Annotated in this window: 21 protein-coding genes; 17 read left to right on the top strand and 4 right to left on the bottom strand. The window is 67.9% G+C overall.

The genetic code is table 11. The features are described 5' to 3' along the window. Positions 1 to 38: 38 nt before the first annotated feature. Complete coding sequence (locus tag D3226_RS12055) at positions 39 to 1,067, bottom strand: PAC2 family protein (RefSeq protein ID WP_202382842.1); 1,029 nt, start codon at positions 1,065 to 1,067, stop codon at positions 39 to 41. A 96-nt stretch (positions 1,068 to 1,163) separates the two neighbouring features. On the opposite strand from D3226_RS12055, the gene D3226_RS12050 reads away from it, so the two are divergent. The 8 genes from D3226_RS12050 (at position 1,164) to lnt (ending at position 10,671) form a co-directional block, all read left to right on the top strand. Beyond that, positions 1,164 to 1,892 carry an HAD family hydrolase gene (locus D3226_RS12050; RefSeq protein ID WP_237462805.1) on the top strand — a complete coding sequence of 243 codons (729 nt, stop codon included), beginning with the start codon at positions 1,164 to 1,166 and terminating at the stop codon, positions 1,890 to 1,892. Continuing rightward, entirely contained in the window at positions 1,889 to 2,953 is a 1,065-nt protein-coding gene (locus tag D3226_RS12045) for a class I SAM-dependent methyltransferase (protein ID WP_202382841.1), read from the top strand. Before D3226_RS12050 ends, D3226_RS12045 begins: the two co-directional genes overlap by 4 nt. A 93-nt stretch (positions 2,954 to 3,046) precedes the next feature. Continuing rightward, positions 3,047 to 3,973, top strand: coding sequence for a peptidylprolyl isomerase (locus tag D3226_RS12040; RefSeq protein ID WP_202382840.1), 927 nt, complete (start codon positions 3,047 to 3,049; stop codon positions 3,971 to 3,973). An 8-nt stretch (positions 3,974 to 3,981) separates the two neighbouring features. Beyond that, positions 3,982 to 4,989, top strand: a complete 1,008-nt coding sequence (locus tag D3226_RS12035) for a WYL domain-containing protein (RefSeq protein ID WP_202382839.1) — start codon at positions 3,982 to 3,984, stop codon at positions 4,987 to 4,989. Beyond that, complete coding sequence (locus D3226_RS12030) at positions 4,982 to 5,947, top strand: helix-turn-helix transcriptional regulator (protein WP_202382838.1); 966 nt, start codon at positions 4,982 to 4,984, stop codon at positions 5,945 to 5,947. The genes D3226_RS12035 and D3226_RS12030 overlap by 8 nt, the downstream gene beginning before the upstream one ends. A 43-nt stretch (positions 5,948 to 5,990) precedes the next feature. Then, entirely contained in the window at positions 5,991 to 6,827 is an 837-nt protein-coding gene (gene tatC / locus D3226_RS12025) for a twin-arginine translocase subunit TatC (RefSeq protein WP_202382837.1), read from the top strand. Continuing rightward, positions 6,824 to 9,055, top strand: coding sequence for a DEAD/DEAH box helicase (locus D3226_RS12020; protein WP_202382836.1), 2,232 nt, complete (start codon positions 6,824 to 6,826; stop codon positions 9,053 to 9,055). Before tatC ends, D3226_RS12020 begins: the two co-directional genes overlap by 4 nt. After that, positions 9,052 to 10,671, top strand: a complete 1,620-nt coding sequence (lnt, locus tag D3226_RS12015; protein ID WP_202382835.1) for an apolipoprotein N-acyltransferase — start codon at positions 9,052 to 9,054, stop codon at positions 10,669 to 10,671. Before D3226_RS12020 ends, lnt begins: the two co-directional genes overlap by 4 nt. On the opposite strand, the gene D3226_RS12010 is transcribed toward lnt, so the two are convergent. Further along, positions 10,641 to 10,994 carry an RNA polymerase-binding protein RbpA gene (locus tag D3226_RS12010; protein WP_202382834.1) on the bottom strand — a complete coding sequence of 118 codons (354 nt, stop codon included), beginning with the start codon at positions 10,992 to 10,994 and terminating at the stop codon, positions 10,641 to 10,643. The two genes, lnt and D3226_RS12010, sit on opposite strands and share 31 nt — an antisense overlap. Positions 10,995 to 11,151: 157 nt before the next feature. Between D3226_RS12010 and D3226_RS12005 the strand changes: the two genes are divergently transcribed. The 5 genes from D3226_RS12005 to D3226_RS11985 all read left to right on the top strand — a co-directional run bounded on the left by D3226_RS12005 (position 11,152) and on the right by D3226_RS11985 (position 20,818). Continuing rightward, positions 11,152 to 11,913: an SDR family oxidoreductase gene (locus D3226_RS12005; protein WP_202382833.1), complete on the top strand. Its 762-nt coding sequence runs from the start codon at positions 11,152 to 11,154 to the stop codon at positions 11,911 to 11,913. A 328-nt stretch (positions 11,914 to 12,241) separates the two neighbouring features. Further along, on the top strand, positions 12,242 to 16,927 hold the full coding sequence (gene gltB / locus D3226_RS12000; RefSeq protein WP_202382832.1) for a glutamate synthase large subunit: 4,686 nt from the start codon (positions 12,242 to 12,244) through the stop codon (positions 16,925 to 16,927). Then, entirely contained in the window at positions 16,920 to 18,389 is a 1,470-nt protein-coding gene (locus D3226_RS11995) for a glutamate synthase subunit beta (RefSeq protein ID WP_202382831.1), read from the top strand. The genes gltB and D3226_RS11995 overlap by 8 nt, the downstream gene beginning before the upstream one ends. Before the next feature lie 103 nt (positions 18,390 to 18,492). Beyond that, positions 18,493 to 19,137 carry an NAD(P)-dependent oxidoreductase gene (locus D3226_RS11990; RefSeq protein ID WP_202382830.1) on the top strand — a complete coding sequence of 215 codons (645 nt, stop codon included), beginning with the start codon at positions 18,493 to 18,495 and terminating at the stop codon, positions 19,135 to 19,137. A 58-nt stretch (positions 19,138 to 19,195) separates the two neighbouring features. Continuing rightward, positions 19,196 to 20,818 (top strand): class I SAM-dependent methyltransferase, encoded by a 1,623-nt coding sequence (locus D3226_RS11985; protein ID WP_202382829.1) that lies wholly within the window; start codon positions 19,196 to 19,198, stop codon positions 20,816 to 20,818. Here D3226_RS11985 and D3226_RS11980 read toward each other — a convergent pair. Continuing rightward, on the bottom strand, positions 20,815 to 21,567 hold the full coding sequence (locus D3226_RS11980) for a sulfite exporter TauE/SafE family protein (protein WP_202382828.1): 753 nt from the start codon (positions 21,565 to 21,567) through the stop codon (positions 20,815 to 20,817). The two genes, D3226_RS11985 and D3226_RS11980, sit on opposite strands and share 4 nt — an antisense overlap. 124 nt (positions 21,568 to 21,691) lie before the next feature. Here D3226_RS11980 and hisD point away from each other — a divergent pair, with 124 nt between their 5' ends. From hisD to D3226_RS11965, 3 genes are read left to right on the top strand one after another with little or no spacing between them, the layout of a single operon-like run. After that, complete coding sequence (gene hisD / locus D3226_RS11975; protein WP_202382986.1) at positions 21,692 to 23,002, top strand: histidinol dehydrogenase; 1,311 nt, start codon at positions 21,692 to 21,694, stop codon at positions 23,000 to 23,002. After that, positions 23,003 to 23,485 carry a transcriptional regulator NrdR gene (gene nrdR, locus D3226_RS11970; protein ID WP_202382827.1) on the top strand — a complete coding sequence of 161 codons (483 nt, stop codon included), beginning with the start codon at positions 23,003 to 23,005 and terminating at the stop codon, positions 23,483 to 23,485. A gap of 6 nt (positions 23,486 to 23,491) precedes the next feature. Then, positions 23,492 to 24,541: a quinone-dependent dihydroorotate dehydrogenase gene (locus tag D3226_RS11965; protein ID WP_202382826.1), complete on the top strand. Its 1,050-nt coding sequence runs from the start codon at positions 23,492 to 23,494 to the stop codon at positions 24,539 to 24,541. A gap of 73 nt (positions 24,542 to 24,614) precedes the next feature. On the opposite strand, the gene D3226_RS11960 is transcribed toward D3226_RS11965, so the two are convergent. After that, positions 24,615 to 25,190, bottom strand: a complete 576-nt coding sequence (locus D3226_RS11960; protein WP_202382825.1) for a DUF3043 domain-containing protein — start codon at positions 25,188 to 25,190, stop codon at positions 24,615 to 24,617. Positions 25,191 to 25,348: 158 nt separating this feature from the next. On the opposite strand from D3226_RS11960, the gene D3226_RS11955 reads away from it, so the two are divergent. Continuing rightward, positions 25,349 to 25,726: a HesB/IscA family protein gene (locus tag D3226_RS11955; protein ID WP_202382824.1), complete on the top strand. Its 378-nt coding sequence runs from the start codon at positions 25,349 to 25,351 to the stop codon at positions 25,724 to 25,726. Positions 25,727 to 25,850: the final 124 nt, after the last annotated feature.

Here is a 25,850-nt window from a genome sequence, read left to right as displayed (position 1 = left end):
GTGCGTGCTCAAGAGGAACGCTCGGTGCGCCCGAGATCTCAGACTTCTCCGTCGGAGCCTTCGGGCTTCGTGTGGTCCGCGGGGTTCGTGTCGTCTGCGGGGCTCGTGTCGTCTGCGGTGGTTTGGTCGCCCGCGTCGCCCTCACGCGTCGCGTCGCCCGGACCTGCAGCATGCGGCTCTGCCGCGCGCGAGCCGTCCTCGAGGAACTTCTCAAACTCCGCGGCGATTGCGTCGCCTGTCGTCTCCGCCGCGAGGGCTTCATCGCGCGACTCCTCGAGCCCGCGGATGTAGCGCGTCATGTCCTCGTCGGCAGCGGCAATCCGATTGATGTTCGCCTCCCAGTCGTTCGCGAGCGTGAGGAGCTCACCCCGCGGAATCACGACGTCGAGCAGTTCCTCGAGCTTGTCTAGCAGTGCGAGCGTCACCTTCGGTGAGGGGGTGCTGTGCACGTAGTGCGGTACCTGAGCCCACAGCGAAATGGGGGCAAGGCCCGCGGCCGTGAGCGCGAGCTCGACGATGCTGGCAATGCCCGCTGGGCCCTCGTAGGTGCTGCGGATCGCGCCGGTGCGATCGCGCTGCTCCTGGCTATCGCTCGTAATGGTCGTGACGACGGGACGCGAGTGCGGCGCGTCGGAGTACATCGAACCCAGGATGATGACGGTGTCGATTCCCCAGACATCCACGAGCTCGACGATCTCGTCGGCGAAGCTCTGCCAATCGCGCGCCGGCTCGACACCGGAGAGCAGGAAGAGCTCGGTGACTCGGCCACCGTCAATGCGGCGTACGGTCTCGGCGTCGGAATCATCTTCGGCACCGGGACGCTGCACAGTGCCGAGCAACTTTGTGTCGGGCCACTCGATCGACCGGTTCCCCTGCTCGTCGATGACGAGCTTCGGCCGGTGCACCTGATAGTCCACGTAGCCCTCGGAACCAAGAATGTGCAGTGGCTCCGCGCCCGTGAGTTCCGCGAGGTGCTGCAGCACGTCGCTCGTCGCGTCGCCCGCGTCGCTCCAGCCCTGGAAAGCGGCGATGAGTACACGGGGGTACCCGGGAGAGGCGGCGGTCACGACGAGGTGCTCCTTGCGATTGCGGGACAACGAACTGAACGTCCAGAGACGATCGTTCACCAGGATATCCCGCTGACGCTCAGTAGAATGTTCCGGATGAGCGCGATCCTCTCCGAGCGAACGCCCGCGGCAGTGCTGTGGGACATGGACGGCACCCTGATTGATTCCGAGCCACTGTGGCTCGACGCCGAGCTGGCGATGCTTCGCCGATACGGCATCGAGTTGACTGATGAGGTGCGTGATGGCCTCGTCGGTTCGGGATTGCGCGCCGCCGCCGGCGTCTTCCAAAAGCTCGGCGTGCCGCTCTCTGCCGACGAGATCATCGACGAGTGGACCGCTGGCGTGATTGCGGGTCTCCGCGAGGCCGGCCCCGTGTGGCGTCCGGGGGCCGTCGAACTGCTGCGCTCGCTCGGCGCCGCGGGGATCCCGAGCGCACTCGTCACGATGGCGGTGCGCGAGATCGCCGACGCCGTGCTCGCGCTGCTGCCGCCGGACGCGCACTTCGTTGCGTCAATCGCGGGCGATGAGGTGAGCCGCGAGAAGCCGGACCCTGAGCCGTATCATCTGGGCGCCGCGCTCGTCGGTGCGCCTATCGAAGAGTGCCTGGCACTCGAGGACTCCGGCAGCGGCCTGCGCGCCGCGCACGCTTCGGGCGCCGTGGCGATTGGGATCCCGAACCTCGTTGACCTCACGGGTGTGCCGGCGCACGAGTTGTGGCCGAGCCTCGCGGGCGTGGACGCCGATAGACTTTCGGAGCGATTCCGGGCGCACACGAGCGTCCGTCGTGATTCACAGCAGCAGACAGAAACAGGAGAACTCGCGTGAGCGATCAGGACACAGCAGCCGGAACCCCCGCCCCGAGCGGGCCGCTCGGCTACGGCGACCGCGTGCAGCTCACCGGACCGAAGGGGCGGCTGAACACGATCACGCTCGTGCCCGAGGGGGAGTTTCACAGCCACCGCGGCGTGATCGCGCACGCGGATCTCGTTGGCTTGCCTGACGCGTCCGTGGTGAGCAACAGCAGCGGCGAGGAGTATCTCGTGCTGCGACCGCTGCTCTCCGACTTCGTGATGTCGATGCCGCGCGGCGCCGCCATTGTGTACCCGAAGGACGCCGCACAGATCCTCTCGCTCGCCGACATTTTCCCCGGCGCGCGCGTCGTCGAGGCTGGAGTTGGCTCCGGTGCTCTGTCGCTCCACCTGCTGCGTGGGATCGGCGAGCAGGGTGAACTCTTCTCGTTTGAGCGCCGCGATGAGTTCGCCGATGTCGCTCGCGCGAACGTTGCCGCCTTCTCGGGTTCCGTGCCCGAGAACTGGACCCTCACGGTCGGCGATTTGCAGGACACGCTGCCCGCAACCTGCCCTGCCGGTTCGGTTGACCGTGTGGTGCTCGACATGCTCGCGCCGTGGGAGTGCGTCGATGTTGCCGCGGAGGCGCTGCAGCCCGGTGGTGTACTGATTTGCTACGTCGCTACGGTGACGCAGCTCTCGCGCACGGCCGAGCAGATTCGCCGCAGCGGCCAGTTCACGCACCCGCAGTCCTCGGAGACAATGGTGCGCGGCTGGCACGTCGAAGGACTCGCGGTGCGCCCGGATCACCGCATGGTGGCGCACACTGGCTTCCTCATCACCGCACGCCGCCTCGCGCCCAACACTGTTGTGCCGAGCCTCAAGCGTCGCGCGTCGAAGAGCGAGTTCAGCGATGCAGACCTCGCCAACTGGTTGCCCGACCTCGCCGAGGGCGCGTCGAGCGACGAGGTGTGGACTCCCGAGGTGGTCGGTGAGCGTCAGAAGAGCGAGAAGGTGCTGCGGAAGAAGGTGCGCGAAGCGCGCAACTTTGCGAGTGAGCGCCGTGCCGATACACCGGATACCGATACCCAGAATTAGTTCGTGTCGGCTGATGGGAGCTGCAATGCGGCGAGCATCAGCCGACGTTCGATAGGATGGCGGGGTTCACACAGGCTTCCGCGAGAGGTGCATATGCTTCGTCGACTCGTTCCCGCAACCGCAGCGTCCGCGCTGCTCATCGTCGGGTTGACCGGCTGCACCTCCGCGCAGGAGGCGGCGCGCGCTGACTGCACGCCCGTCATGCAGCCTGGCGCGCTCAGCAACAGTGTGGTGGTGCTCGGCGAAGCCGGGACGACGCCGCAGGTGAAGGTGCCGGAGGGTACCGATATCGTCAGCTCGCAGCGCACGATCGTGTCGGCGCCGGCGAGCGATGGCGCGATCGCTGGCGAGCGCTCGCTGGTTGGCGTCAACATGTCGTTCTTCGACTCGAAGAGCGCGAAGCCCCTGTACGAAAGCCCGGCACTCGCCGACCCCCAAATGGCGCCCGAGTACCTGCTCGTCGCCGAGGACATGGCAAACCCGCTGAGCGAGGCTGTGCGCTGCGCCGCCGAGGGAGACCGGGTCGTGCTCGCGCTGTCGCCCACAGACAGCGCGCAGCTCGCCATGCAGCTGGGTGCGACCCCGGGCGAATCGCTCGTCGGCGTGATCGACGTAGTTTCCGCGAGCCCGCTCGCCGCACAGGGCCCCGTGCGTGGTCTGCCGAATGGCTACCCCGCGGTGGTCACGGACGAGACGGGCCAGCCCGGTGTCGTGCTGCCGCCCCGCGAGGCGCCGAAGGGTACGAGTTCTGCCGTCCGCATCGCGGGCGATGGAGAAAAGGTGCGCGCAGACCAGAACGTCATCGGTCAGGTGCTCAGCGTGGGCTGGGACGGCACCGTCCAGCAGAACTCCTGGACCCAGGGGCTCATGTCGTTCGGCACCGAGGAGCAGGTCGCCGCGTCCGGAAACACCTTCCGCGCGCAGCTGACCGGCAAGCAGGTCGGTTCGCAGGTGGTCATCGTGGAGAACGAGGGCGGTTCGGCCCGCGTGGTGGTCGTCGACATCCTCGGCGTCAACTGAGGTCGCGAGTGGTCGCACGCTCGACGGTTCCCAGCGAGCAGCGGGTCTTCAGTCTCGTCCTCGCGCTGGTCGTGAGCCCTGAGGGGCTCACGAAGCGCGAGCTCCTGTCCTCGGTGTATGGCTACGCCGAGCGCTTCACTCCAGGGGAGTCAAGCCTCGCACTTGACCGCCAGTTTGAGCGCGACAAGGAGCAACTGCGCGGGCTGGGTATCCACATCGAGACCCTCGACTCTCCGCTAGAGCCAGGCAACAATCAGCTCACGCGATACCGCATCTCGAAGGAACTGCTCGAGTTCCCGAGCGAACTGAGGTTCAGCGAGCGCGAGCTCGTGCTGCTCCGCCTCGCCGCGCTCGCGTGGCAGGAAGGCAGCCTGAGCGCTGAGTCGCGCCGCGCTGCGATGAAACTCGAGGCGCTGGGTGCTGGGCTCGACTTGCAGCACCTCGGCGTTGCTCCTCGGCTCGGCTCGGCCGAGCCTGCAGCGGCCGCGCTGCAGGAGGCGATCGACGCCGGTCGGGTGGTCCGCTTCGCTTACACGCTTCCCGGTCGAGACGCTCCGCTCGAGCGTCGCGTCGCGCCCCTGCGTCTGCACCGGGCCGATGGTCGCTGGCACCTTATTTCGTGGGACCTTGAGCGCGCTGCCGAGCGCGTCTTCCTGCTTGCGCGCATCAGCGGGGCGGTGACGATCGAGCAGACCCGCTTTGCGCCCGAGCTGCGGGACCGGGCCGACCCCGCGGTGGCTGAACTGCTGCGACTGCGCGAGTCGCAGCGTGCGACGCTTCGTGTCGGTCGCGGCACCGTTGCGGAGGCGCGTCTCACGCCCCGCGCTGCGGTCGTGGCCAGCAGTGAGGACGGGGTCGAACTGACGCTCGGCATGCTTGATCCGCACCTCTTGGCCGCCGAGCTGATCGGGTATGGTGCGGAGGTTGCAGTGAGTGAGCCAGCGGCGCTCCGCGAGCTCGTCATCACCGGCCTTCGCCGCATTGCTGCTGCGCACGAGGAGGACTCGCATGGCTAACCCGGTGCTCGGCCCCGACCGCGTGCTGCTGCTCCTCTCACTTGTGCCTTACCTGCGAGAGCACGGACCGGTTCCCACCACGGAGCTGGCAGCAACGTTCGGTGTGACACCCGAATTGCTGCGCTCGCTTGTGCGGTTCCTCGGCACCGCCGGGGTACCGGGGGAGACGCTCAGCTATCAGGACCAAGACCTCTTCGACATCGACTGGGACGCTCTCGAGGAGCAAGACCTCGTGAGCCTCACCCGAACCGTCGCGGTCGAGGACGCACCCCGCTTTGCACCCGCCGAGACCGCTGCGCTCATCGCCGGACTGCATGCGCTCACCGCGGTGCTGCCCGCGGCCGATGCGGAGCTCGCGCGCACCACCGCGGAGAAACTGGGCGCCGCGCTCGGGGCCACCGATGCGCCCGTGGTGAGCGTAAGCGCCGACCCAGAGGACGAGCGCATTCCGGTGATCGTAGCGGCGATCGACGGGGCCCGCACGGTGCGTTTCCGCTATCGCGATGCCTCGGGCACGGAGACGGAGCGGACCGTGATCCCGCACGCACTGACCCAACGGCCCGGTGGCTGGTATCTCCGCGGACGCTGCCTAGACCGAGGTGCTGATCGCACCTTCCGCGTCGACCAGATATTTGACCCCCAGCTCGGAGACTCCGCGGAGGCCTCCTCGGCGGAGCCGACGGCGACGCCAGCGGCGACGCCAGCGGCTGTGAACGTCTCGCAGATCACCGCACGCGTGTCTGCTGCCGCGCTGCCGCGCATTCACGGGTTTGTGCCCGAGGTGCTTGGTGAGGTCGCGCCCGGGGTGCTGCGCGTGCGAATCGACGCCTGGTACGCTGACGCGGCGATCAGGCTTGTCCAGATCGCGCCCGGCGAGATCTCCATCGAAGCTCCGGCAGCGGCGCGTGCCGCGGTGCAGGAGTGGGCGGCACGCGCACTCGCGGCCTACGGAGAGTAGGGCGCTCGGGCAGTGGCGCACCGACCTGGGATACACTGAGCGAATGGCACGAGAGCCGCGAAAGAAGCGCAACCCAGAAGGCAAGATGAGCCTCGGCGCTCACCTCGTTGAACTGCGAAAGCGGCTCATGATCGCGGCGATCGCGATTGCGGTCGCGCTTGTCGCGGGCTGGCTGCTCTCGCCCTGGGTCTGGGATGTGCTGCGTATGCCGATCGCGCAGCTCGGGGAGCAGGGCCGCGAGGCCACGATCGCGTACGGCGACATCACCGGTGCGTTCGACACGAAGGTGCAGATCTCGCTGTTCATCGCCGTGCTGATCGCCTCGCCCGTGTGGCTCTATCAGGTGTGGGCGTTCCTCGCTCCGGGGCTCACACGGCGCGAGAAGCTGTACGGTGTCGGCTTCCTCGCCGCGGCTGTGCCGCTCTTCCTGGGCGGCGCCTTTGCAGGCTGGCTGGTGCTTCCGAACATCGTGCGCCTCATGGCGAGCTTCCAGCCTCCCGAGGATGCGTTCTTCCTTGACGCGCGCAAGTATCTCGACTTTGCGATCAAGCTCCTCCTCGCCGTCGGCGTCGGCTTTGTGCTCCCGGCGCTGCTCGTCATGCTCAACTTCATCGGCGTGGTTCGCGGTGCGTCGATCCTGAAGAGCTGGCGCGTTGCGATCCTGCTCATCGTCCTGTTCGCCGCGATCACCACGCCTGCCGCAGACATCATGAGCATGTTCCTGCTCGCGGTGCCGATGATCCTGCTCTACTTCGGTGCTGCGGGAATCGCGATCCTGCACGATAAACGTGTCGACAAACGTAAGAAGGCAGAGTTTGAGGAGTACGGTATCGACGTCACCGAAGACGTGGACGTCGATATCGCCGGGGACACGAAGTGAGTGAGACCGCGCTCGAGTTCTTCGCGAGCCGCCTCGACTACCCGCTCGACGCCTTCCAGGTGACCGCGTGCGAGCGGCTGGAGGAGGGCCGCAGCGTGCTCGTTGCCGCGCCCACCGGGTCCGGCAAGACCACCGTGGCCGAGTTCGCCGTGTACCTTGCGCGGCGCGAACGCGACGCGCGCATCTTCTACACCGCACCCATTAAGGCACTCTCGAATCAGAAGTTCCGTGAGCTGTGCGAGGAGTACGGCGAGGAAGAGGTCGGTCTCCTCACGGGAGACCTCAACATCCGGGGTGACGCGCCGATCGTGGTGATGACCACCGAGGTGCTGCGAAACATGATCTACGCGGAGTCGGACGCGCTCGCCGACCTCGCGTTTGTGGTGCTTGACGAGGTGCACTACCTTGGCGATCGCTTCCGTGGCGCGGTGTGGGAGGAGATCATTCTCCATCTGCCGCGGCCCGTGCGACTCGTGGCGCTCTCGGCGACCGTGTCGAACGCTGAAGAGTTCGGCGACTGGATGCACGCCGTGCGCGGTGACACCGACGTGATTCTCTCGGAGCACCGTCCGGTGCCGCTCTACCAGCACGTGCTCACCTCCAAGGAGCTGTTGCCGCTCTACGTCGGCCGCGACGGCGAGCTTGCTGCGCGGGGCAGGGTGAACCCCGAGCTCCGCATGCTCGAGGGCGGCCGTTCGCGGGGACGCGGCGGTCGGGATCGGGGGCGTCCTCCGCAGCGTCGCACGCGACGCGTGTCGCGGGCAGACATCGTGCGTGCGCTCGACCAGACCGAGTTGCTCCCCGCAATCGTGTTTATCTTCAGTAGGAACGGTTGCGACCAAGCGGTGCGGCAGTGCCTCTTCGAAGGAATCACGCTCACCACGCGTGAGGAGCGAGACGAGATCAGACGGATCGCGCGCGCAGAGGTTCGAGACATGAGCGAGGAGGAGCGCCGCGTGCTTGGCGTGCGCGAGTGGCTCGCTGGGCTTGAGCGTGGCGTCGCCGCGCACCATGCCGGCCTCCTTCCCGCGTTCAAGTCGGTCGTGGAGCGGCTGTTCCAGCGCCGACTCTTGAAGGTCGTGTTCGCGACCGAGACCCTCGCCCTGGGAATCAATATGCCCGCGCGGGCGGTAGCGATCGAGCGGCTCGACAAGTTCAATGGTGAGCAGCGCGTGCCGCTCACGTCGGGCGAGTACACGCAGCTCACCGGCCGTGCCGGGCGCCGCGGCATCGATGTCGAGGGCCACGCCGTTGTGGTGTGGAGTGACAGCGTCGAACTGGAGGAACTGGCACACCTCGCCGGCGCACGCTCTTTCCCGGTCAAATCAAGCTTCCGGCCCACGCCCAACATGGCGGTCAACCTGCTGCAGCGCATGGACGAAGAGAAGGTGCGCGAGATGCTCGAGCTCTCCTTCGCCCAGTTCCAGGCTGACCGGGAGGTCGTCGAGCAGGCACGTGAGCTGCGAGCGGCGCAGGATTCGCTCGCGGGCTACGACGCCGCGGTACAGCGGGCGCAGGGATCCGACAGGAAACGTTGGGAAGACCGGGCGCGAAAACTGCGCCGCAAGATTGAGCGCGGTCGGCGCCAGGTCACCGCGCGCACCGGCACGATCGCGCGTACCTTTGACCGCGTCGTGGAGCTGCTGCTCAGCCTGGGGTACCTGGAGCGCGTCTCCGGGGAACCGCAGGTCACGCTGCCCGGCGAACTCCTGCGCCGCATCTACGGGGACCGCGACCTGCTCGTCGCCGAGTGCCTGCGGCGTGACGCGTTCCGTGGCCTCGACGCCGCCGCACTCGCAGCGATGTGCTGCGTGCTCAGCTATGAGCCGCGTCGCGACGACGAGGGATCGCCGCGGCTGCCGGGCGGGGCGCACTTCTCGACCGCGCTTGACCGGGTGCTCGACATCTGGGTAGAACTCGACGATTTGTCGGAACGGCTGCGGCTGCCGCGTAGCGAGATGCCGCACGCAGGACTTGCGGGCACCATGCACGCTTGGGCCTCCGGTCGTCCGATTGAGCGCGTGCTTGACGAAGGCGGCATTGGTGCGGGTGACTTTGTGCGCTGGGCGAAGCAGACGATTGATCTGCTCGACCAGGTGGCGCAGGCGTGCGAGACAGCGGTGCGTGTGGGGCTCGATGAGGATCGCCTGGGCGAACTGGCACAGCTCGCGCGCGCCGCGAAGCGTGGTGTTCGCCGAGGCATTGTGGAGGCCTCGAGCACGTCATGACCGCTGGTGAAGACACGCAGCCAACTCGCCGCCGTCTGCCGCTCTGGATCGCGCTGCCTGCGGGGGCCGCGGGCGGGCTGCTCCTGGACGCTGCTGGCCCCGGGCTGGGCCTCTGGCCGCTCGCGATCCCCGCCGTGGCGCTGATGCTTGCCGGTATCTGGCAGCAGCGCGCGTGGCGCGGTGCACTTGTTGGTGCCGTGATGGGATTCGCGTTCTGGGGGCCGCACATCTCCTGGCTCACCCTGTACCTGGGGCCCGTGCCCTGGGCCGGGCTGAGCGGGGTGATGACTGCGTGGCACGCACTCTTCGGCGCTGTAGCCGGTGCGGCGACTGCGGGGCTGCCTCGCGTGCCGTGGCTTCGGGAACGCAGCGGTGCGCTGATCGCGGCGCAGGTGCTCACGGTCTCGGGGCTCTGGATTGCGCGCGAGGGCGTGCAAGGGGTGTGGCCGTACGGCGGTTTCGCCTGGGGCAGAGTTGCGCACACGCAGGCAAGCGGGGTATTTGCCGAGTCGGTGTCGTGGCTTGGGTTTGCGGGGCTGAGTGGTGCGCTGGTCGCTGCGGCCGCGCTTGGTGTGGCGGCGTTCTTCCTCTCGGGGGAGGTGCACGCGACGCTCGCGAGAAGACGCGGTGTGCGGACGATCTCGCTGCTCGCCGCTGCGGTGTTGCTCCTCGGCCTGGCGGTGATCCCCGCAGCCCCGCTCGCCGAGACTGGCACGCTCCGCGTTGCTGGCGTGCAGGGGAACTCGAAGTCGGGCATCTTCGACGACCGTGAGTCGGGGGACGTCTACCGCGACCACGTGACCGCGACTGAGCGCCTGCTCGATGAGCTCGAGGCCGCGGGCGAGTCAGTTGATTTGATTGTGTGGCCCGAGAACAGTGCGGAGTTCAACCTTCCGGGCACGCCCCTGCGTGGAATGGAGGTCGCGAAGCTCGCAAAGCGCGCCGGCGCGCCGATCGTCGCGGGCTCGATTCTGCAGGACCCGGACGGGAGCTACACGAATAGTGCGATCGTGTGGGGCCCCGATGGGGCCGCAGGGCAACGCTATGACAAGCGATACCCCGTACCGTTCGCGGAGTACATGCCCAACCGTGAGTTCTTCCACGCGCTCGCGCCCGATCTCGTTGACCTCGTGCAGCTCGAGTACGCGTTCGGGCAGCGACCGGCCGCCTTCGATATTGAGACCACCTCGCGTGCGGTTCGCGTGGGGTTGGCGATCTGCTTCGACATCACGTTCGATGAGCATGCCGAAGACCTCGTGCGCGGCGGCGCGGAAGTAATCCTTGCCCCCACGAACAACGCCGACTTTGGGCGCACCGACGAGAGCGTGCAGCAGCTCGCGATCGCTCGTCTGCGCGCCATTGAAACCGGCCGCGCGCTCGTGAACATCTCAACGGTGGGAACGAGCGCGGTTGTTGCACCCAATGGGCAGGACCTCGATGCGCTCGTCGCGCACACCTCGGGTGCGCTCGTCGCCCAAGTGCCGCTCGTCACAGGCGAAACGCCCGCACTGCGTTGGGGCGCGACGATCGCGGGGGTCTGGATGCTGCTCGGCGGCGCTGGCCTCGTGCTGGGCGCCTGGGCGGGCTACGAGCCGCGCCGCGCGCGCAGGAGCTGAAGCCGCTCTTCGAGCAGTTCCTCGAGTTCTTCCCGCGAGCGGCGCTCGATCAGCATGTCCCAGGGCGTGCGCTGCGACGACTCCTTCTCCTCGAACTCAGCGCGCGCCGTTCGGCCGGCCTCGTCGTCCAGAAAGCCCAGCTCGCCGCTGCGCTGATCAGTCCATTCCGCTGGCGGCTCTGCGTCGGCATCGAACAGGACGGTGAACCGATTCCCGCGATCAGTGAGGTATTCAACGGAGCGGCGCGGGGAGAGCTCGACGCCCTCTTCGCCCTGCAAGCTCGTGGCACCGATTCGTGTGCCGCGAAGTGTTCGATCGGCCATTGTGGGACCTCCTCGCATGCGGGGCACGCCCTGGACTCGCACCCCTGCTGTGTTTCGCAGCCTACTCGTTTGGGCTGTGCGCCGAAACCCCATGCCAACACTTGAGGGGTACTCCACTACCCTTGAGGGGTTCACATCGTCAATTTGAGGAGCACTTGTGACCCAGATTCTTGAGCCGGGCACCCTGTCCGGTCGCCGCGCACTCGTCACCGGATCGTCCCGAGGCGTGGGTGCCGACACGGTTCGGTACTTCGCAGAGGCTGGCGCCGACGTGGTGGTGAACTTCCGCAACAAGGCCCCGCGCGCCGAGAAGCTCGCCGCGCAGCTGCGGGAGCTCGGCGTCCGCGCGCTCGTGCAGGGCGCTGATCTGACCGATCCCGAGTCGCTTGCCGGCATGATGGCGGCGATCAAGGAGGAGTTCGGTGGCCTCGACATTCTCGTGCTGAACGCTTCGGGCGGCATGGAGAGTGGCATGGCCGAGGACTACGCCCTCCTGCTCAACCGCGATGCGCAGCTCGCGGTGCTTGACGCGGCGCTGCCGCTCATGTCCGAGGGCGGGCGTGTGGTGTTCGTGACGAGCCACCAGGCGCACTTCATCCGCACGACGCCCACCATGCCGGAGTACGTGCCGGTCGCAGAGTCGAAGCGTGCCGGAGAAGACGCACTCCGCGAGCGGATCCCCGAGCTCGCCGAGCGCGGCATCGAGTTCGTCGTCGTGTCGGGCGACATGATTGAGGGCACGGTCACCGCGACGCTGCTCAACCGACTGAACCCCGGTGCGATCGAGGAGCGCCGCGAGCAGGCCGGGCGTCTCTACAACGTCGCCGAGTTCGCGGCCGAGGTGGCTCTCGCCGCGGTCGAGCCGGTGCCCGCCGACCACACCCGACTCGTGGGTGACACGGCGAGCTTCGGAGGCTAATTTCGATCCCAATCTGATGGGAACGGATGGGTGAGGCCCCATCCGCGTCAACGCCGGAGTTCGATAGTTGAGACGCAGAAGTGCTGCGTTGTGACTATCGAACTCCGGCGTTTCTGTGTCTCCCGGGTGCGCGGTTTCACTCTGGAAACGATTGTGTTTCGGTCGTGTTACGGGCACTTCTGCTGTGCGGCTCATCTTGCGCGCGGCCGCACGATGTGCGGGAATTCTGCACCTTTCTCCGAATGTGCAAAAGAAGCTGCGCTGGAGTGGTGAATTTGCCGAAGAAAGCGGTGCTAGATTCGAGACCCCGCTAGATGAAAGGTCTCAGATGAGCGCACCCTCCGGCACCGGATACCCGCCCGCCACGGGACTCTATGACCCCGCCGATGAGCGCGACGCCTGCGGGCTCGCCTCGGTCATCTCGCTCACGGGAGAGGCTCGTCACGAGATCATCGAGCTGGCACTCGAGGCACTCGAAAACCTGGAGCATCGTGGCGCAGTGGGATCGGATGCGGGCACGGGCGATGGCGCCGGGATCCTCAGCGACATCCCGCACGACTTCCTCAGCGACGTTCTGCGCGAGGAGCACCCGCAGCTGCGGCTACCGGAGCAGGGGAGCTACGCAACCGGACTCGCCTTTCTGCCGCAGACCTCCACCGAGCGTCAGGCCGTGAAGTTTCGGATCGGCGCAATCGCCGCAGAAGAGGGCCTCGCCGTTCTCGCGTGGCGTGCGGTGTCGGTGCGGCCAGAGGCCCTCGGCGCCTCGGCACGCGCTGCGGCGCCCACCATCGAGCAGCTCGTGCTCACACCCGCCGGGGGTGCGGTGCTCGACACGACGCGACTCGAGCGCCTCGCTTTCCGGGTGCGGAAGCGCATTCAACACGAGACCGGCAGCTACCTCGCGTCGCTCTCCGCGCGCACCATCGTCTACAAGGGGATGGTCACGACCCTGCAGCTGCCCGCGTTCTACCCCGAGCTCAGCGACGCGCGCTTTGCATCACGCTTCGCGATCGTGCACTCGCGTTACTCGACGAACACGTTTCCGTCCTGGCACCTTGCGCAGCCGCTTCGGCTGGTTGCGCACAACGGCGAGATCAACACGGTGCGGGGCAACCGAAACTGGATGCGGGCGCGCGAAGCTCAGCTGGAGAGCGACGTCCTCGGTGATGTGCGGCAGCTCCTGCCGATCTGCACGCCGGGCGGCAGCGACTCCGCGAGCTTCGACGAGGTGCTCGAGCTCCTCGTAATGGCCGGGCGCTCACTGCCGCACGCACTTGCGATGATGGTGCCAGAGGCGTGGGAGTCTGAGACCGGGCTCGCCCCGGAGCTCGTCGACTTCTTGGAATACCACTCCCTCCTCATGGAGCCGTGGGACGGGCCGGCGGCCATGATCGCCACGGACGGAACCGAGCTCGTCGCACTGCTTGACCGGAACGGGCTGCGCCCCGGGCGCACGCTCATCACAACCGACGGTTTGCTCGTGATCGCAAGCGAGACCGGGGTGCTCGATGTGGCGCCCGAACGGGTGGCGCACCGGGGGCGGCTTCGGCCCGGGCGCATGCTCGCGGTGCGGCTCGACACCGGAGCGATCCGAGAAGACACTGAGGTCAAGGCCGAGCTCGCTGCCGCGGCTCCGTGGGGAGCGTGGCTCGATGAGGGGCGCATCCGGCTGTCTGAGCAGCCCGAACGCGAGCACCTGGTGCATCCGCCTGCGTCGATCACGCGCCGCCAGCGCACCTTCGGGTACACGGAGGAGGAGCTTCGCCTGGTGCTGACGCCAATGGCACGGGACGGGGTGGAGCCGCTCGCGGCCATGGGCACGGACACGCCGATCGCCGCGCTCTCCGACCGCCCGCGCCACCTCCACGACTACTTCGTGCAGCAGTTCGCGCAGGTGACCAATCCGCCGCTCGACGCGCTGCGCGAGGAACTCGTGACGAGCCTGCGCGCCGGCATGGGACCGCAAGAGAATCTGCTCACGCAGTCCGCGGGGCACGCCCGGCAGGTGGTGCTCGACTTCCCGGTGATCGACAACGATGCGCTCGCCCGGATCCAGCACTTCGGCGACGATCCCGAACGTGAGCGAGCGGTGACTATCCGCGGGCTCTACCCCGTGGACCACGAGGCGCGCGGGCTCGCGGACCGGCTCGAGGCGATGTGCTGGGAGGCGAGCGCGGCGATTGCAGCGGGCGCAGAGTTTCTCATCATCTCGGATCGCGACTCGAACAAGGATCTCGCTCCCGTGCCCTCGCTGCTCGCGGTCTCTGCGGTGCACCACCACCTCATTCGCGAGGGCCAGCGCATGCGCGTGGCGCTCATCGCGGAGTCGGGTGACGTCCGCGAAGTGCACCACGTCGCAGCGCTGATTGGCTACGGGGCGGCAGCGGTCAACCCGTATCTCGCGATGGAGACGGTGGGGCTGCTCGTGCGCGACGGCTCCATCACCGGAGTCACTGAGGGCGAGGCGATTGCACGCTTCATCACAGCGCTCGGCAAGGGCATGCTCAAGGTGATGAGCAAGATGGGGATCTCCACGGTCGCCTCATACTGCGGGGCACAGACCTTTGAGGCGCTCGGCCTCTCGCAGCAGCTCGTCGACCGATTCTTCACGGGCACCACAACGCGCCTGGGCGGAGTGGGGCTGGACGTACTTGCAGCCGAGGTTGCCGCGCGGCGCCGCGCCGCCTACCCCGACGACTCGGCACCGCTCGCCCACGAGCGACTGACGACCGGAGGAGAGTACCGCTGGCGGCGTGGGGAGGAGCCGCATCTGTTCGACCCGCAGACGATCTACAAGCTGCAGCACGCCACGCGCACCGGGCGGCGAGAGATCTTCGCTGAGTACACGGCGCGGGTGAACACGCAGGCTGAGCGCCTCATGACGCTGCGCGGGCTGTTCCGCTTCGTGCCGTGCCGTGCGCCCGTGCCGCTCGCGGAAGTCGAGCCGGTCAGTGCGATTGTGACGCGCTTCGCGACAGGCGCGATGAGCTACGGCTCCATCTCGCCCGAGGCCCACGAGACGCTCGCGATCGCGATGAACAGGCTCGGCGGTAAATCCAATACCGGAGAGGGCGGCGAGAGCGAAGAGCGGCTTCTCGATCCCGAGCGACGCAGCGCGATCAAACAGGTCGCGTCGGGCCGCTTCGGGGTGACGAGCCTCTACCTCACGCACGCCGAAGAGATCCAGATCAAGCTCGCACAGGGGGCGAAGCCCGGCGAGGGCGGCCAGTTGCCGCCCGGCAAGATGTACCCGTGGATTGCGCGGACCCGGCACTCGACTCCGGGTGTGGGGCTCATCTCCCCGCCGCCACATCACGACATCTACTCGATTGAGGATCTCAAGCAGCTCATTTTCGACCTGAAGCGAGCGAACCCCGCGGCGCGCATCAGCACGAAACTTGTTTCGCAGAGTGGGATCGGCCCCGTCGCCGCGGGCGTCGCGAAGGCGCTCTCTGACGTGATCCTCATCTCGGGTCATGACGGGGGTACCGGGGCAAGTCCGATGAACTCGCTGAAGCACGCGGGCTCGCCGTGGGAGCTCGGGCTTGCCGAGGCGCAACAGACCCTCATGCTGAACGGGCTGCGCGAGCGGGTCGTCGTGCAGGCTGACGGCCAGCTCAAGACCGGGCGCGACGTGGTGATCGCAGCGCTGCTCGGCGCGGAGGAGTTCGGCTTTGCCACCGCGCCGCTCGTGGTGTCGGGCTGCATCATGATGCGCGTGTGCCACCTCGACACCTGCCCCGTCGGCGTCGCGACGCAGAATCCGGAGCTCCGTGAGCGGTTTACTGGGCAGGCCGAGCACGTGATCAACTTCTTCCGATTCATCGCTGAGGAAGTGCGCGAGATTCTCGCATCCCTCGGCTACCGCACCCTTGCGGAGGCCGTGGGGGACACCGCCGCGCTTGACGTCGATGCGGCGATCGCGCACTGGAAGGCGTCAGGCCTTGATCTGAGCCCCGTGCTGCGCGGGCCCGAGTTCCCGCGTGAGGCGCCGCGCCGGCATTGCCGCGCGCAGGACCACGAGCTCGCCGCGCACTTCGACGCGTCCGTCATTGCCGAGGCGGATCCCGCGCTGCGTGACGGCACGCCGGTGGCACTCGTCCGCGCAGTGCGCAACGTTGATCGGGCTGTGGGAACGGGCCTCGGGCACGAGGTGACCAAGCGATACGGTTCCGCCGGCCTGCCCCGCGGCACGGTGTCGCTCAGCCTGAGTGGCTCGGCCGGGCAGTCGCTCGGCGCTTTCCTGCCCGCCGGAATCTCGCTCACACTCACCGGCGATGCGAACGACTATGTCGGGAAGGGGCTTTCGGGCGGCGAGATCGCCATTCGGCCGCCGCGGCCCACGGGGCACGCGCCGACGAGAACCGAGGCTCCCGACAACGTGGTTGCGGACAACAGGGTTGCGGACAACGGGGTTGCGGACAACGTGATTGCCGGGAACGTGATCGGCTACGGCGCGACGAGTGGTTCGATGTGGATCGCGGGCGTTGTGGGCGAACGATTCCTCGTCCGCGGCTCGGGTGCCACCGCCGTTGTTGAGGGCACGGGCGACCACGCCCTCGAGTACTTCACCGGGGGCTTCGCGCTGATCCTCGGCCCTACCGGGCGAAACCTGGGCGCGGGCATGTCGGGCGGCGAAGCTGTGGTGCTCGACCTCGACCCCGCGCACGTGAACGCGGCAGAGCTTGCCTCGGGGTCGCTCCTGCTGCAGCGGCTCGGCGGCGCGGCATCGCCTGGCGCAGCCGAGCTGGCGAGCGAGCGCGACCGAGAAGACCTGCGCGCGCGGATCGAGGAGCTGCTGCGTGGACACCTCACGGCGACCGACTCTGCGCGGGCTGCGGAGCTACTGAGCGCCTTCGAACGCGAGCCGGAAAGCACGCTTGCCCGATTCACGCGGGTGATCCCACGCGGCTATGCTCGCGTGCTCGAGATTCGTGAGCGAGTGGCATCGAGCGGGATCGAAGCCGATGACGAGCGTATGTGGAGCGAAATTTTGGAGGCGAGCCATGGCTGATCCGCACGGTTTTTTGCAGGTGCGTGAGCGCGAGCTCACCGAGAAGCGACCGGTGGCCATTCGGCTGCGCGATTGGCGAGAGGTGGTGGACCCGGCTGATCCCACGCTGGTGGCACGCCAGGCCTCACGCTGCATGGACTGTGGGGTCGCTTTCTGCCATCAGGGCTGCCCGCTCGGCAACTTGATTCCCGAGTGGAACGACCTGGTGCATCGCGGGCGCGGGCATGAAGCGATCGAGCGGTTGCACGCGACGAACAATTTCCCGGAGTTCACGGGCCGAGCGTGCCCGGCACCCTGCGAATCCGCGTGTGTGCTCGGCATCTCGCAACCCGCGGTGACGATCAAGCAGATCGAGAACAACATCATCGATGAGGCGTTTGCGCAGGGCTGGGTGCAGCCGCAGCCGCCGGCGCGACTCACGGGCAAGACGGTCGCGGTGGTGGGGTCTGGGCCCGCCGGGCTCGCCGCAGCGCAGCAGCTGACGCGGGCGGGACACACGGTCGCGGTCTACGAACGAGATGAGGTGCCCGGTGGGCTCCTGAGCATTGGGATCCCGGATTTCAAGCTCGAGAAAGCGCTGGTCTCGCGGAGGATCGAGCAGCTGAAGGCGGAGGGCACCCGGTTCCGCTGCGGCATTGAGATCGGACGCGATATGAGTTGGGGAGAGCTCCGCCGCCGGTTCGACGCAGTCGTTGTCGCCACGGGGTCGACGGTGCCCCGTGAACTTCCTGTTCCCGGCCGCGACCTTGCTGGAGTGCTCCCCGCGATGGCATTCCTCAGCGCGGCGAACCGCGTGCAGCGCGGGGCGATTGATGTGAGCCCGTTCGACGCGGCCGGGAAGCATGTCGTGGTGATTGGCGGCGGCGACACGGGCGCTGACTGCGTGGGCACCGCGCATCGGCAGGGTGCGCGGTCGGTTACGAGCCTGGCAATCGGCCGTCGGCCAGGGGGAGAGCGGAGTGAGGCGCAGCCCTGGCCCACGCACCCCACGCTTTTTGAAGTGAGCAGCTCGCACGAGGAGGGCGGCGAACGGCGTTACCTGGCGTCGACGGTCGAGTTTCTGAGTGATGAGTCAGCGGATGCCCCGGCTCTCGCTGCAGTGCGTGGTCTGCGTGTTGCGGAGACCGGCTTCACCGAGCGCGGGCGCGAGCCGATCCCGGGGACCGAACACGTGATCCCGGCCGACCTGGTGCTGATCGCAATGGGGTTCTCGGGCCCCGAGGAGATCTCGGATGCGGCGTTCGCCCTGCCGCGCGATGAGCGGGGTGGCTTCGCCCGCACGAGCGAGTACGCAACCGAATATCCCGGCGTGTTCGTCGCCGGTGATGCCGGGCGCGGGCAGTCGCTCATCGTGTGGGCGATCGCGGAGGGGCGAGCGGCGGCGGCGGCAGTGGACCGCTTCCTCACCGGCAGCACGGTGCTGCCGAGCCCCGTGACCGCCGATGATCGCCCGCTCGCCTGATATTCCGGCGCTGGCATGGCCACGGGGAATAGGGTGAGCCTCAGCCCGGTTTTCCGGGAGGGGCCGCGATCCTCGCGACCAGCATCGACGAAGGGACATCGGCATGACCAGAGTGACGATCATCGGCGGCAGCGGCTACGCGGGCGCGCACATCGCGGAGGCCGCGGCGGTGCGTGGCTTCGATGTGACGAGCGTCAGCCGTGGGGAAGTGGCGCAGCAGCTCGCCGGCGTGAAATACACGCAGGGTTCACTCCTTGATCCGGCGGATCGCGCGCGAATTCTGGCTGCAGCGGACGTGGTAGTGGTTGCGGCATCGCCGCGAGGCGACATGGCCGGAGCTCTGCGCCCCGCGATCGCCCAGCTCGCGGCGGAGGCTGACGCAGCAGGCGTGCGCCTCGGCGTGGTGGGCGGCGCCGGATCGCTCTTGCAGAGCGAGGGCGGCGACCTGGTCATGAACGGCCCGGGCTTCCCGGACGAGATCAAGCCCGAAGCCGCGGAGATGGGCGGGGTACTCGATGATCTGCGGGTCACGCCCGAGAGCCTCGACTGGTTCTACGTGAGCCCGGCCGGCTCGTTTGGCCCCTGGGCCGCCGGCGAGTACACGGGGGAGTACCGTGTCGGCGGCGACGTGCTTCTCACCGATGCCGCCGGCGAGTCGGCGATCTCTGGCGCCGACTTCGGTGTCGGCGTGGTAGACGAGATCGAGACGCCTGAGCATCGACGCGCTCGGTTCACCCTGGCGTACTAGCGCTCCCGAGCACGCGCGGCCGGACGCGGGAGCAGCGGGCGGGGCCTACCCTAGAGGGATGGACTCCGCACTGCTCTCCCGTCTCCGCGCCGACCTCGCTGCTGCCGATTTCAGCCCAGCCTCAGTGACCGCGCTGCTGGGCGAGCCCGCGGATGGAGCGCGGCAGCGCGGTGTGTTTGCGCCCGGACGCCGTGCCCTGGCAGAGCGCCCGACGAGCGCACGCAGCACACTCATCAGCCTGTTTCTGCTGGGCGAGGCGGTCGCGCAGCACGAGATCGATGCCGCGCTGCCGGAACTGGGCGCGGCCGGCGCGCGAGAGCTCGGCTTGATCGAGGCCGAGGCCCCTGGCGGCGTGCGCGGCGATGCTGCACCTGGGCAGTATCCCGCCTACGCCGACGTGCAGCACTACGCGGCGGCCCTCTCGCTGAATCCTGTTGCGGTCGTGGACAGTGCAGCGGAGGAGCCGCTCGTCTGGTGGATCCTCTCCGACCTTGATGACCAGTTGCGGCGGGGGCCCGCTCGACCTGACCACGTGATGGGGGTGGGCGGCGCGACCCGCTCGCTCATCGCGCAGGCACCCGGCGGACGGGTGGACCGCTCCCTTGATCTCGGCACAGGGTGCGGCATCGTCGCCCTCCACCTCGCGCAGCGCGGTGGGCACGTGGTGGCGACCGATATCTCGGAGCGCGCGCTCATGCTTGCTCGCGCAAACGCAGAGTTGAACGGGCTCGGGGGAGCGATTGAGTTCCGAGCGGGAAGCCTGTTCGAGCCCGTCGCCGGTGAGCAGTTCGATCTGATCCTCTCGAACCCGCCCTTTGTGATTACTCCCCGCACCGGTGATGGTCCCGTGTACGAGTACCGCGATGGCGGTCTCGTCGGTGATGCCCTCGCTGAGGCGGTCGTGACCGCGGGCCCTGCGCACCTTCTGCCCGGCGGTACGCTGTTGTGCCTCGCGAACTGGGAGACCCCGTGGGGCGGGAACGGACTGCACCGTGTGTCTGACTGGATTGCCGGGGCGGGCATTGCCGAGCTGTCGGCGTGGGTGATCGAGCGGGATCGGGTTGATCCCATGCAGTACGCCGAGACATGGGCTCGCGACGGGGGTGCCCGACCGGGCAGCGTCGAGTTCGATGCGCTGCTCGCGGCCTGGCTCGACGACTTCGCCGTGCGGCGCATCGTCTCGATCGGACTCGGGGCGATCCGGGTCCGGCGCGGGCTGCCCGGAAGCATGAGCGAGCCGCTCGTGCACGTTGAACAGGCGACCGGTGCGCTTGCAAGCGTTGGGCTCGGTGCGCAGCTCGAGGACGCGTTCACCGCGGGGAGCGTCGCCGCGCGCATGAGCGACGCCGAGGTGCTGGCAACGCGCTGGCTCGTCTCTGACGCGGTGAGCGACGAACGGATCCACACGCCGGGCGCTGAAGCACCCCACGCGATCACGTTGGTCACCGACCGGCCCATCGCGCGGCGCGTCACCGCCGATCCGCTGCTTGCTGCCGCGGTGGGAGCGAGCGACGGCGACCTCACCATGGGGCAGATCGCCGACGCCCTTGCTCAGCTGCTCGAAGTTGATGCGGCCGCCGCGAGCGAGGCGATCGTCAGCGGCGCACGCGAGCTTGCCTGGCTGGGTATGCTGACACCTGCGCCGGCGAACTCGACCGAGGCGCAGTTCCCCGAGGCTTAGCCGAGGAGGTCCCACACGCCGCGGACCAGCGACGCACCTGCGCCGACAAACGCGAGGAGAATCACGAAGCGTCGCACCTGTGTTGGCGTCACGACGCGGAGCAGTCGCTCGCCGGCCGCGATCCCGCACAGCACCGTCATCACGACGAGGCCCCAGAACCACCAGGCGGCCTCGGGGATCCCCGACGGGTCCATGAGCAACTTTGATATTGCGGAGGTCGCGCCGACCAGAATGAAGTAGGGCTGCAGTGTCGCGGCGAACGAGGTTTGCGGCCACCGCGTCAACACGGCGTAGGCGCTCACCGCCGGGCCGCCCACGCCCGCGAGCGCATTCGTGAGGCCAGAGATGAAGCCCGCCGCGGCGCGCGGTCCACGAGGCTCAGTCGTGAAGCGGGCATTCTGCAGCACGAGCGATGCGCCGAGCGCCACGATCACAATCGCCCCCACGGTCACGGACATGACGGCGGGGGAGAAGCGCTGCCCGAGCCAGGCGCCGAGCACTGCGCCGATCACGGCGAAGCTGCCGAGCCAGCGGAACATGGACCAGTCAATGCTCCGCCACACTCGCGGCAGAATCAGCACGCTCGAGAGCACGCCGAGCAGGTTCACGAGGAGCACGCCCTCGTGCGCGCCGAGCACCAGGGTCATAAAGGGCGCGACCAACAGAGCGAAGCCCAGGCCCGCCATGCGTTGTGCGGCTGACCCCGCGAGAATGAGTGCGAGCGTCAGGGCGCCCGTCAGTGCTGTCATCGTGCGCGCCTCCTGCGTGGTCCGTGTCCATCCTGTCAGACGCGCGCGGCTGGTGAAGCGCGCGGAATGAGGGGCAGTGGGGCCGCGCGGCAACACTTCTCTGCCCGGGTAGACTGGACGCGTGATGCGTATGACTGATCTCCGGGGGCAGCAGCTCTCTCGGAGCGAGCTGCTGAAACTGGTGCCCCGCGCCGCGATGGGTGCGGAGGTGGCAGTCGAGCGTGTGCGTCCGCTCGTTGCCGCGGTCGCTGAGCGAGGCGAGGCGGCGCTGCGCCAGCAGGCTCGCGACTTCGACGGTGTGGAGGGGCATGCGCTCCGCGTGCCCGTTGACGCCATTAGCGGATCGCTGAGTGACTGCCCGGCAGACGTGCGCGCGGCACTCGAAGAGCTCATTGCGCGGCTTCGATTGGGATCCGCCGCGCAGGTGCCGGCCCCGCAGACCACGCAGATCGGCGACGGCGCGGTGATTCGCCAGCGCTGGCAGCCCGTCTCCCGGGTCGGGCTCTACGCTCCTGGTGGGAAGGCCGCGTACCCGTCCTCGGTGATCATGAACGCCGTTTCCGCGCAAACCGCAGGGGTGCCCGGTCTCGCGCTCGCCTCGCCCGCGCAGTCCGACAACGCCGGTCTGCCGCACCAGGCGGTGCTCTGGGCGGCCGCCCTCTGCGGCATTGACGAGGTCTACGCGATTGGCGGAGCCGGGGCGATCGCCGCATTCGCGCACGGGGTGCCCGAAATCGGCCTCGACCCGGTTGACGTGGTCACCGGTCCTGGCAACGTCTTTGTTGCCGCGGCGAAGCGGGTGGTGAGTGGGCTCGTCGGGATCGACTCGGAGGCCGGCACCACCGAAATTCTCGTGATCGCCGACGACTCAGCAGACCCGCGCTTCGTGGCAGCTGACCTGATCAGCCAGGCCGAGCACGATGAGGCGGCGGCGTCGGTTCTCGTGACCGACTCCGCGGATTTCGCCGAGCGCGTGCAGCGTGAGGTCCAGGCGCGCGCGCCGCTCACCCGCCACGCCGAGCGCGTGGCCGTCGCACTCGCGGGCCCGCAGTCAGCCGTGATCCTCGTCGATGACCTTGGGACCGCGGTCCGCGTGAGCAATGCGTACGGGCCCGAACACCTTGAGATCCAAACCCGAGACGACGAACACGTGCTCTCGGGCATCACCGACGCCGGAGCGATCTTCGTGGGCAGCTACACGCCGGTCAGTCTCGGTGACTATCTCGCGGGATCGAACCACGTACTGCCGACCGGGGGAACTGCGCGTTTCGCCGCGGGACTGGGGGCGCACACGTTCCTGCGCCCGCAACAGATCATCAGCTATGACCGTGCCGCGCTCGCGGCGACGGAGGGCCCGCTGCTCGCGCTCGCCGGGGCCGAGGGGCTCCCCGCTCACGGCGAGGCTGTCAGCGCTCGATTTGAGGAGGGCAAGTAGATGCACTGTCCATTTTGTCGCCACCCCGACTCGCGAGTCATTGACTCACGAACCGCCGACGATGGCCTCTCGATCCGTCGTCGTCGTCAGTGCCCCGAGTGCGGGCGCCGCTTCACGACCACAGAGACCGCGAGCCTTACCGTGATCAAGCGCTCAGGCGTTGTCGAACCGTTCAGCCGCGAGAAGGTCATGAGCGGTGTGCGCAAGGCCTGCCAGGGCCGCCCGGTGACCGAGGCCGATCTCGCGGTCCTTGCGCAGCAGGTGGAGGAGTCAGTGCGCTCGAGCGGCATCGCGCAGTTCGACGCCAACGAGATTGGGCTCGCTATTCTGCCGCACCTGCGTAAGCTCGATACGGTCGCGTACCTCCGTTTCGCGAGCGTCTACCAGGCCTTCGATTCCCTTGCCGACTTCGATGCGGCCATCGCCGAGCTGCGTGCGCAGCCCAGCGCCGTCGATTCCACAACCGCTGCACCTCAGGAGTAACCCCGTATGCGCCTCTACCCGCTGCTTTTCTCGACCGTGCTGCGGCGGATGGACCCTGAAACGGCTCATCACCTTGCGTTCCGAGTGATCCGGGCGACGCCGCTGCTCGGCGGAATCGCGCGGCGCTTCTGCGCCCCGGATCCTGCACTGCGGGTGCGAGCGCTCGGTCTCGAGTTCCCGAGCCCCTTCGGCCTTGCGGCCGGCTTCGATAAGAACGCTGATGGCATCATCGGCCTCGGCGAGATCGGTTTCGGTCACGTCGAGGTGGGAACGCTCACGAAGCACGCGCAGCCAGGTAACCCCAAGCCGCGCATGTACCGTCTCGTGGGCGACCGCGGTCTGATCAACCGAATGGGCTTCAACAACGGTGGATCGGCAGCTGCGGTTCCTCGCATCGAGCAGGCCCGTCTGCGCCGCCACCGCCCCGTCATCGGCGTGAACATCGGCAAGAGCCGGATCACCGAGGTTGCTGACGCGACCGCAGACTACGTGTGGAGTGCTGAGCGTCTGGCGCCCATTGCGGACTACCTCGCGGTCAACGTTTCCTCTCCGAACACGCCCGGCCTGCGCGGGCTGCAGGAAGTCGAACTCCTCGAACCGCTGCTGGCGGCGGTTCGCGATGCGGCGGCGGGCACGCCCCTGCTCGTGAAGATCGCGCCCGACATGGCTGACGAACAGATCGACGCAATCGTTGAGCTTGCGCAGCGGCTCGGGCTCGACGGCATCATCGCAACCAACACGACGATTTCGCGGGAGGGGCTGCAAGCCGACGCGGCTGAGGTCGAGGCAATGGGCGCGGGTGGGCTCTCGGGCGCCCCGCTGAAAGATCGCGCACTCGAGGTGCTGCAGCGGATTCGCGCGGTCGTTCCGGATCCCGAGTTCTGCGTGATCTCGGTCGGCGGCGTCACGACCGCCGAAGACGTTCATGAGCGACTGCGTGCCGGCGCGACGCTGGTGCAGGGCTTCACCGCGTTTATCTACGAGGGGCCGCTCTGGGCACGCGCCATCAACCGTGGTCTGGTGCGTGCGGGGTACCGGGGGAGCGCCGCGGCCTAGCAGCCGCCCGCTGCAACGACGAAGGGCTCGCGATCCAGCTGGATCGCGAGCCCTTCGTCGTAGTGCGGGGAGCTTAGCTCGGGTAGTTGCCGCGCTTCACCTGCGGCTTCGGAACGCGCAGCGGGCGGAACTGCATGGCTCGCATCGCGGCGTACCAGCGGTAGCCAGGCTGTACCTTGTCCGCACCGAACTTGTTGGCGAGCAGACGCTTCAGCTTCATGCCGACGAACACCGAGTCCAGAATCGCGAGCGCGACGAACGCCCAGATCGCCACCAGGCTGATGACCTGCACCACGCCCGGGATAAACGTCATCACGAGCACAACGAGCATCATTGGGATGAGCATCTCACCGATGTTCCATCGTGCGTCAACGTAGTCGCGCACGAAGCGGCGCTGAGGGCCGCGGTCGCGCACGGTGAGGTAGCGCTCATCGCCCTGCATCATGCCGAGACGCGCGCGTTCGCGCGCATCGGCCTGCTGGCGACGCTGCTCCTTCTGCATCGTCTTGTCCTTGGAACCCACGATGGGGCGGGCGTTGGCGGCCTCGGCCTGCTTTCGCGACGGCGTGGGCCGGCCTTTCCCGATCTGCTCGTCCGGGGTCTCCTGCGCGCTCGCGCCCGCCGCAGCCGCGGCGTCCTTCTTTGACACGCCTGTCCTCTCGATCTGGCGCGGCATTCCGCACCCTGTGTCTCACGTCCCTGCGGACGTTCTCTGTCCCCAAGAATACCGTCTTCGGCGGGGGCTTTCCTGCGGGCTCAGGGAAGGTAGACTGGGCCAAACTGAACTATCCGAGCGAGGAGTACTCAATGAGCACTGAGACCATCGCGCCCGAGACCGCCGCAGCGGCATCCGAGAGCGCACACGGAGTAGCACTGAGCACCGCCGCACAGGACAAGGTGCGTAGCCTGCTCTCACAGGAGGGGCGTGACGACCTTCGCCTCCGCATCGCCGTGCAGCCGGGCGGCTGCTCGGGCCTGATCTACCAGCTCTTCTTTGACGAGCGGGAGCTCGACAACGACGCGATTGTTGACTTCGACGGTGTCGAGGTTGTCGTTGACCAGATGAGCGTTCCGTACCTGAGCGGTGCGACGATTGACTTTGAGGACACGATCCAGAAGCAGGGCTTCACGATCGACAACCCCAACGCACAGGGCAGCTGCGCCTGTGGAGACAGCTTCAGCTAGCCAAAACGCGAACCGAAGTTCCGCGACACCCGGTGTTGGTTCGGGGAACGCTCAGGTTCGCGCTAAGCTAACAGGGAGTAATCAGCTTCGCCTGCTTTCTGGGCGGCACGAAACATTTCGAAAG

The organism is Leucobacter chromiireducens subsp. chromiireducens, assembly GCF_016758255.1.
Lineage (GTDB): Bacteria > Actinomycetota > Actinomycetes > Actinomycetales > Microbacteriaceae > Leucobacter > Leucobacter chromiireducens.
The sequence above is the reverse complement of the archived record's forward strand: the minus strand, read 5'-3'. Positions and strand labels throughout refer to the sequence as shown.

What these genes read in the sequence shown, in the direction of transcription:
- D3226_RS12050 (WP_237462805.1), top strand. Translation starts at nt 1,164, where the DNA reads ATGAGCGCGATCCTCTCCGAGCGAACGCCCGCGGCAGTGCTGTGGGAC.
- D3226_RS12040 (WP_202382840.1), top strand. Translation starts at nt 3,047, where the DNA reads ATGCTTCGTCGACTCGTTCCCGCAACCGCAGCGTCCGCGCTGCTCATC.
- D3226_RS12030 (WP_202382838.1), top strand. Translation starts at nt 4,982, where the DNA reads ATGGCTAACCCGGTGCTCGGCCCCGACCGCGTGCTGCTGCTCCTCTCA.
- tatC (WP_202382837.1), top strand. Translation starts at nt 5,991, where the DNA reads ATGGCACGAGAGCCGCGAAAGAAGCGCAACCCAGAAGGCAAGATGAGC.
- lnt (WP_202382835.1), top strand. Translation starts at nt 9,052, where the DNA reads ATGACCGCTGGTGAAGACACGCAGCCAACTCGCCGCCGTCTGCCGCTC.
- D3226_RS12010 (WP_202382834.1), bottom strand. Translation starts at nt 10,994, where the DNA reads ATGGCCGATCGAACACTTCGCGGCACACGAATCGGTGCCACGAGCTTG.
- gltB (WP_202382832.1), top strand. Translation starts at nt 12,242, where the DNA reads ATGAGCGCACCCTCCGGCACCGGATACCCGCCCGCCACGGGACTCTAT.
- D3226_RS11995 (WP_202382831.1), top strand. Translation starts at nt 16,920, where the DNA reads ATGGCTGATCCGCACGGTTTTTTGCAGGTGCGTGAGCGCGAGCTCACC.
- D3226_RS11990 (WP_202382830.1), top strand. Translation starts at nt 18,493, where the DNA reads ATGACCAGAGTGACGATCATCGGCGGCAGCGGCTACGCGGGCGCGCAC.
- D3226_RS11985 (WP_202382829.1), top strand. Translation starts at nt 19,196, where the DNA reads ATGGACTCCGCACTGCTCTCCCGTCTCCGCGCCGACCTCGCTGCTGCC.
- D3226_RS11980 (WP_202382828.1), bottom strand. Translation starts at nt 21,567, where the DNA reads ATGACAGCACTGACGGGCGCCCTGACGCTCGCACTCATTCTCGCGGGG.
- hisD (WP_202382986.1), top strand. Translation starts at nt 21,692, where the DNA reads ATGCGTATGACTGATCTCCGGGGGCAGCAGCTCTCTCGGAGCGAGCTG.
- nrdR (WP_202382827.1), top strand. Translation starts at nt 23,003, where the DNA reads ATGCACTGTCCATTTTGTCGCCACCCCGACTCGCGAGTCATTGACTCA.
- D3226_RS11965 (WP_202382826.1), top strand. Translation starts at nt 23,492, where the DNA reads ATGCGCCTCTACCCGCTGCTTTTCTCGACCGTGCTGCGGCGGATGGAC.
- D3226_RS11955 (WP_202382824.1), top strand. Translation starts at nt 25,349, where the DNA reads ATGAGCACTGAGACCATCGCGCCCGAGACCGCCGCAGCGGCATCCGAG.